This window comes from Neisseria viridiae (genome assembly GCF_962747995.1).
In the GTDB taxonomy this organism is placed as follows: domain Bacteria; phylum Pseudomonadota; class Gammaproteobacteria; order Burkholderiales; family Neisseriaceae; genus Neisseria; species Neisseria viridiae.
Map to the genome: position 1 here is coordinate 54,244 of NZ_CAUJAJ010000010.1, position 6,750 is coordinate 60,993.

7 protein-coding genes are annotated in these 6,750 nt (G+C 52.8%); all 7 read left to right on the forward strand.

What is annotated here, in order from left to right; translation table 11 throughout:
• Positions 1–7: 7 nt before the first annotated feature.
• On the forward strand, positions 8–883 hold the full coding sequence (atpG, locus tag Q9J79_RS07095) for a F0F1 ATP synthase subunit gamma (RefSeq protein ID WP_301912556.1): 876 nt from the start codon (positions 8–10) through the stop codon (positions 881–883).
• 38 nt (positions 884–921) lie between these two features.
• Positions 922–2,319 (forward strand): F0F1 ATP synthase subunit beta, encoded by a 1,398-nt coding sequence (gene atpD, locus Q9J79_RS07100; RefSeq protein WP_301912555.1) that lies wholly within the window; start codon positions 922–924, stop codon positions 2,317–2,319.
• Positions 2,320–2,329: 10 nt separating this feature from the next.
• Complete coding sequence (locus Q9J79_RS07105) at positions 2,330–2,752, forward strand: F0F1 ATP synthase subunit epsilon (protein ID WP_301912554.1); 423 nt, start codon at positions 2,330–2,332, stop codon at positions 2,750–2,752.
• Positions 2,753–2,924: 172 nt separating this feature from the next.
• The gene (gene glyQ, locus Q9J79_RS07110) at positions 2,925–3,830 is read left to right on the forward strand and encodes a glycine--tRNA ligase subunit alpha (protein WP_196979535.1); all 906 of its coding nucleotides are present in this window, start codon (positions 2,925–2,927) and stop codon (positions 3,828–3,830) included.
• Between the two features lie 76 nt (positions 3,831–3,906).
• A complete protein-coding gene (locus Q9J79_RS07115; protein ID WP_301912553.1) occupies positions 3,907–4,317 on the forward strand; it encodes a 50S ribosome-binding protein YggL in 411 nt (136 codons plus the stop codon).
• A gap of 20 nt (positions 4,318–4,337) precedes the next feature.
• Positions 4,338–6,401: a glycine--tRNA ligase subunit beta gene (glyS, locus tag Q9J79_RS07120; RefSeq protein WP_301674071.1), complete on the forward strand. Its 2,064-nt coding sequence runs from the start codon at positions 4,338–4,340 to the stop codon at positions 6,399–6,401.
• 16 nt (positions 6,402–6,417) lie between these two features.
• The coding region (locus Q9J79_RS07125; RefSeq protein ID WP_439787648.1) for a glycosyltransferase family 2 protein at positions 6,418–6,750 on the forward strand (333 nt) is incomplete at its 3' end.

The following is a 6,750-nucleotide window of genomic DNA, read 5'->3' on the forward strand; positions in this document are numbered from 1 at the left end:
GTCTGAAATGGCAGTAGGAAAAGAGATTCTCACCAAAATCCGCAGTGTTCAGAATACCCAAAAGATCACTAAAGCGATGCAAATGGTGTCAACCTCTAAAATGCGGAAGACTCAGGAACGGATGCGTTTGGCGCGTCCGTATGCCGAAAAAGTGCGTATGGTGATGAGCCATCTTGCGCAAACCAATACCGATCATGGTATTCCGTTACTGGAATCTCATCGGGAGATCGGACGTGTCGGTTTTATTTTGATTACGTCTGATAAGGGTTTGTGTGGCGGTTTGAACGCCAACGTACTGAAAAAGTTTTTGGCACAAGTTCAAGAGTATCAGAATCAAGGTATTGAAGAGGAAATCGTATGCCTTGGCAGTAAAGGTCTGATGGCGTGTCAGAGCATTGGTCTGAATGTGGTTGCCAGTGCCGTAAATTTGGGCGATACCCCAAAAATGGAAATGCTGCTCGGACCTTTGACAGAACTCTTCCAACGGTATGAGAAACATGAAATTGACAGAATCCATCTGGTGTATTCGGGTTTTGTCAATACCATGCGTCAGGAACCGAGAATGGAAGTATTGCTGCCTATCGGTGAGAACGTGATTGGCGATTCAGCTCCCAAATCACCGTTCAGCTGGGAATACCGCTACGAACCGACTGCACTTGCAGTGTTGGAATATCTGGTTCGCCGCTATTTAGAGTCTGTGGTTTATCAGGCGTTGAGCGACAATATGGCATCCGAACAGGCAGCCCGCATGGTTGCCATGAAAGCTGCAACAGACAATGCGGGCAATGCCATCAAAGAATTGCGCCTGGTGTACAACAAATCGCGCCAAGCCGCGATTACCACGGAATTGTCAGAAATTGTAGCAGGTGCGGCGGCAGTTTGATGCCGTCTGAAGCCTGAACAGGAAATTAGGATACGATAATGAGCCAAGGCAAAATCGTGCAAGTTATTGGTGCGGTAGTTGACGTGGAATTTCCACGCGACGCGATTCCGCATGTTTACGATGCCCTGAAATTGGACGAGAACGGTCTGACTTTGGAAGTCCAACAGCTTTTGGGCGACGGCGTAGTCCGTACCATTGCGATGGGCAGCTCGGACGGTTTGAAACGCGGCATGACTGTGAGCAATACCGGTGCGCCCATTACTGTACCGGTAGGTAAAGGTACGTTGGGCCGTATTGTCGACGTATTGGGTACGCCTGTTGATGAGGCAGGCCCGATCGATACCGACAAGAGCCGCGCCATCCACCAAACCGCCCCGAAATTCGACGAGCTGTCTTCCACGACCGAATTGTTGGAAACCGGTATTAAAGTGATTGATTTGCTGTGTCCGTTTGCTAAGGGCGGTAAAGTAGGTCTGTTCGGCGGTGCCGGTGTAGGTAAAACCGTCAATATGATGGAGTTGATCAACAACATCGCCAAGGCACACAGCGGTCTGTCCGTATTTGCCGGCGTGGGCGAGCGTACCCGCGAAGGTAACGACTTCTACCACGAGATGAAAGATTCCAACGTATTGGATAAAGTGGCGATGGTTTACGGTCAGATGAACGAACCTCCGGGCAACCGTCTGCGCGTCGCATTGACCGGTTTGACGATGGCGGAATACTTCCGTGACGAAAAAGATGAAAACGGCAAAGGTCGCGACGTATTGTTCTTCGTGGACAACATCTACCGTTACACCCTGGCCGGCACCGAAGTATCCGCATTGCTGGGCCGTATGCCGTCTGCAGTGGGCTACCAACCGACATTGGCCGAAGAAATGGGCCGTTTGCAAGAGCGTATTACCTCTACCCAAACCGGTTCCATTACTTCCATCCAAGCCGTATATGTACCTGCGGATGACTTGACTGACCCGTCTCCGGCGACAACTTTCGCCCACTTGGACGCGACCGTCGTATTGAGCCGTGATATTGCATCTTTGGGTATTTACCCGGCAGTCGATCCGCTTGACTCTACTTCACGCCAATTGGATCCGATGGTTTTGGGTCAAGAGCACTACGACGTGGCGCGCGGCGTACAGTCCACCCTGCAGAAATACAAAGAATTGCGCGATATTATCGCCATTCTGGGTATGGACGAATTGTCTGACGAAGACAAACTGACTGTGATGCGCGCGCGTAAAATCCAACGCTTCCTGTCCCAACCGTTCCACGTTGCCGAAGTGTTTACAGGTTCTCCGGGCAAATATGTCGCCCTGCGCGATACCATTGCCGGCTTCAAAGCCATCTTGAACGGCGAATACGACCATCTGCCCGAACAGGCATTCTATATGGTCGGCAGCATCGAAGAAGCGGTTGAGAAAGCGAAAACCTTAAACTGAGGAGGTCGGCATGAGCGTCATGCAAGTTGAAGTGGTCAGTAGCGAGCAAAACATCTATTCGGGCGAAGCCGGATTTGTAGTGGTTCCGACCGTTCAAGGTGAGCTTGGTATTTACCCGCGACACGAGCCGATTATGAGTTTGGTGCGGCCGGGAGCTTTGCGTTTGACTGTTCCCGGCGAGGATAAGGAGGTCTTGGTTGCTGTTTCCGGCGGTGTTTTGGAAGTACAGCCTGATAAAGTTACCGTTTTGGCGGACGTTGCCGTCCGTAGTGCGGAGATGGATCAGGCACGTGCGGAAGAAGCGAAAAAAGCTGCCGAAGCCGGTATCTCTCAAGCCAAAGACGATAAGGATTTGGTAGAGGCACACAAGGCATTGGCTGCCGCAATTGCACAGCTCAAGACTTTGGACTATATCCGTTCGCACAAAAAATAAAACTTGTGTGGTTTGGGAAAGCACGGTCGTTTGGCCGTGCTTTTTATTTTCCGGATTTAAATTAAAAAATTATCCATCCCCTGGTTTCAAATCAGGCTGTCTTCGAGATAAATCTATTCAAGCAGCTATGGAAACAGTAAAATAAAACCTTTATTTTATCGAACAATAAGTCATGCTCACCTTTCAACAAATCATCTTTAAACTGCAAACATTCTGGGCAGACAAAGGCTGCACCGTCATCCAACCTTTCGACATGGAAGTCGGCGCAGGTACTTCCCACCCCGCCACCTGCCTGCGCGCACTCGGCCCCGAGCCTTGGTTTGCCGCCTACGTCCAACCCAGCCGCCGCCCCAAAGACGGCCGCTACGGCGACAACCCCAACCGCCTGCAACACTATTACCAATTCCAAGTCGCCCTTAAACCCGCCCCCGCCAATATCCAAGACCTTTATCTCGACTCCCTGCGCGAATTGGGCATCGATCCCAAAGTCCACGACATCCGCTTTGTCGAAGACGACTGGGAAAACCCCACCCTCGGCGCATGGGGTTTGGGCTGGGAAGTTTGGCTCAACGGCATGGAAGTAACCCAGTTCACCTATTTCCAACAAGTCGGCGGCATCGACTGCACGCCCGTACTCGGCGAAATCACCTACGGCATCGAACGCTTGGCGATGTACCTGCAAGGCGTGGAAAACGTCTATGACCTCGTTTGGGCAAAAACGCTGGACGGTAATACAGTAACTTACGGCGACGTGTACCACCAAAACGAAGTCGAACAATCCACCTACAACTTCGAATACAGCGATGCCGATTGGCTGCTGCGCCAGTTCAACGACTACGAAGCGCAAGCCAAACGTCTGCTCGCCGAAGAAAACGTCAGCCTTGCCCTGCCTGCCTACGAGCTCGTCCTCAAAGCGGGGCATACGTTTAACCTCCTGGACGCGCGTGGCGCGATTTCCGTAACTGAGCGGGCAACTTATATTGGACGTATTCGTGCATTGAGCCGCGCTGTGGCGCAAAAATATGTCGAAAGCCGCGAAAAACTGGGCTTCCCCTTAATGAAGGCAAATGCCGCCTAAGGGGGCGACGATTTTTTACGTTCGGGCGGCCCGATATGGTAGCCGTCCGTAAACCATTATATATTTTAGGAAAATCATGCCTGTCTATTTCCGCACCCCGAGCAGGAAACGCCTGCACAAAATGAACCGCCGCCAGCATAAAAAGCTACATTTGGGCGAGTTTCAAACATTGATTTTCGGCGTTCAAGGCAGTTTGCACCAAGCTGCGGACGATGCCGAAGCGTTTGGCCGCTTTATGGACGAGCTGATTGCGTATCTTGTGGTAAACGGCTTGGAAATGGCGGGCGGGGGCGATTGCGGCGATTTTTCTTGCCTGTTTCAAAAATCCGGCACCCGAAGCTTGGGAGAAACCGAGAAAAAAGCCATTATCTCTTGGCTGGCAGGCCGAGAAGATGTCGCCACTTTGTACGCCACCCCGCTGGTTGACGGTTTTTACGGGGATGACGGCTGGGAAAGTTACAGCGAAACCTATAAACAGGCAGATTAACCAAATTCAAAGAAAGCCGAATGATGACCCAAACCCTTTTAATCGAACTCCTTACCGAAGAACTTCCGCCCAAAGCCCTTAATAATCTGGGCAACCATTTTGCCGCCGCCGTTGCCGAAGGCTTGGAAAAAGCGCAACTGGTTGACGGCGCAGCCGAACTTACCGCCTACGCTTCTCCGCGCCGTTTGGCGGTTCAAGTCAAAAACGTCAAAGCCGTTCAAGCCGACCAAAAAATCGTGAAAAAAGGCCCTGCCGTGGCGAATGCCGTAAAAGACGGTGCGCCGACCAAGGCTTTGGAAGGTTTTGCACGCGGTGCAGGGGCGAAAATCGAAGACCTGACCATCGTCCACGACGGCAAGCAGGATGTGTATGCCTACGAATACGTCCAAACCGGCAAACCGCTGGGCGAGCTTTTGGAAGACATTATCAATCAAGCCGTTAAGAAACTGCCGATTCCAAAAGTCATGCGTTGGGGCAGCAGCACGTTTACTTTCGTGCGCCCCGTCCACGGGCTGATTGTGCTGCACGGCGGCGATGTCGTAAACGTCAGCGTTTTGGGTCTGCAAAGCGGCAACAAAACCTTGGGACACCGCTTCTTGTCCAACGGCGAAATCACTATTGAAAACGCCGACAGCTACGCCGAACAAATGCGCGAGCAAGGCAAAGTGGAAGCTTCGTTTGCCGAACGCAAAGCCGCGATTCAGACGGCACTGGAAGGGCAGGCACGCCGTCTGAACGCGACTGTTGCCGCCGATGAAGCATTGTTGGACGAAGTAACCGCGCTGGTCGAATGGCCTGTTGTTTTGGAAGCCGGTTTTGAGGAACACTTCCTCGCCGTGCCGCAAGAATGTTTGATTCTGACGATGCAGCAAAACCAAAAATACTTCCCGCTGCTCAACCAAAACGGCAAGCTGATGAACCGCTTCCTGCTGGTCTCCAACCTGCAAACCGAAGACCCGTCGCACATCATCCGAGGCAACGAACGCGTATTGCGCGCGCGCCTGTCTGATGCCGAGTTTTTCTACAAACAAGACCAAAAAGCGACTTTGGAAAGCCGCCTGCCGAAATTGTCCAGCGTGGTTTACCACAACAAAATCGGTTCGCAGGCCGAGCGTATCGAACGCTTGCAAAGCATTGCCGCCCACATCGCCAAAGCATTGGGTGCGGATGCCGCGGCAGCCGAACGCGCCGCGCGTCTGGCAAAAGCCGACTTGGTAACCGAAATGGTCGGCGAGTTTCCCGAACTGCAAGGCACGATGGGCAAATACTATGCCCGTTTGGACGGCGAAACCGAAGAAATCGCCGAAGCAGTCGAGCAGCACTATCAGCCGCGTTTTGCCGGCGACAAGCTGCCCGAAAGCAAAATTGCCGCCGCCGTCGCACTTGCCGACAAACTGGAAACCCTGGTCGGCATTTGGGGCATCGGTCTGATTCCGACCGGTGACAAAGACCCCTACGCCCTGCGCCGCGCCTCATTGGGTATTTTGCGGATGCTGATGCAGTACGGTTTGGACGTGAACGAACTGATTCAGACGGCATTCGACAGCTTCCCCAAAGGTTTGCTCAACGAGAAAACGCCGTCTGAAACCGCCGACTTTATGCAGGCGCGCCTTGCTGTGTTGCTGCAAAACGATTATCCGCAAGACATCGTTGCCGCCGTACTCGCCAAACAGCCGCGCCGTTTGGACGATTTGACCGCCAAACTGCAGGCTGTCGCCGCGTTCAAACAACTGCCCGAAGCCGCCGCGCTCGCCGCCGCCAACAAACGCGTGCAAAACCTGCTGAAAAAAGCCGATGCCGCGTTGGGCGAAGTCGATGAAAGCCTGTTGCAACAGGACGAAGAAAAAGCCCTCTTTGCCGCCGCGCAAGGCTTGCAGCCGAAAATCGCCGCCGCCGTCGCCGAAGGCAATTTCCAAACCGCCTTGTCCGAACTGGCTTCCGTCAAGCCGCAAGTCGATGCCTTCTTCGACGGCGTGATGGTAATGGCGGAAGATGCCGCCGTAAAACAAAACCGCCTGAACCTGCTGAACCGCTTGGCAGAGCAAATGAACGCGGTAGCCGACATCGCGCTTTTGGGCGAGTAACCGTTGTACAGTCCAAATGCCGTCTGAAGCCTTCAGACGGCATCGTGCCTATCGGGAGAATAAATTGCAGCCTTTAGTCAGCGTATTGATTTGCGCCTACAACGTAGAAAAATATTTCGCCCAATCATTAGCCGCCGTCGTGAATCAGACTTGGCGCAACTTGGAGATTTTGATTGTCGATGACGGCTCGACAGACGGCACGCTTGCCATTGCCAAAGATTTCCAAAAGCGGGACAGCCGTATCAAAATCCTTGCACAAGCTCAAAATTCCGGCCTGATTCCCTCTTTAAACATCGGGCTGGACGAATTGGCAAAGTCGGGGGGGGGGGGAATATATTGCGCGCACCGA

Bases quoted from the DNA above. Each gene is read 5' to 3' on its own strand.
- Q9J79_RS07115 (WP_301912553.1), top strand. From the start codon at position 3,907: ATGCCTGTCTATTTCCGCACCCCGAGCAGGAAACGCCTGCACAAAATG.
- Q9J79_RS07105 (WP_301912554.1), top strand. From the start codon at position 2,330: ATGAGCGTCATGCAAGTTGAAGTGGTCAGTAGCGAGCAAAACATCTAT.
- atpG (WP_301912556.1), top strand. From the start codon at position 8: ATGGCAGTAGGAAAAGAGATTCTCACCAAAATCCGCAGTGTTCAGAAT.
- glyQ (WP_196979535.1), top strand. From the start codon at position 2,925: ATGCTCACCTTTCAACAAATCATCTTTAAACTGCAAACATTCTGGGCA.
- atpD (WP_301912555.1), top strand. From the start codon at position 922: ATGAGCCAAGGCAAAATCGTGCAAGTTATTGGTGCGGTAGTTGACGTG.
- glyS (WP_301674071.1), top strand. From the start codon at position 4,338: ATGATGACCCAAACCCTTTTAATCGAACTCCTTACCGAAGAACTTCCG.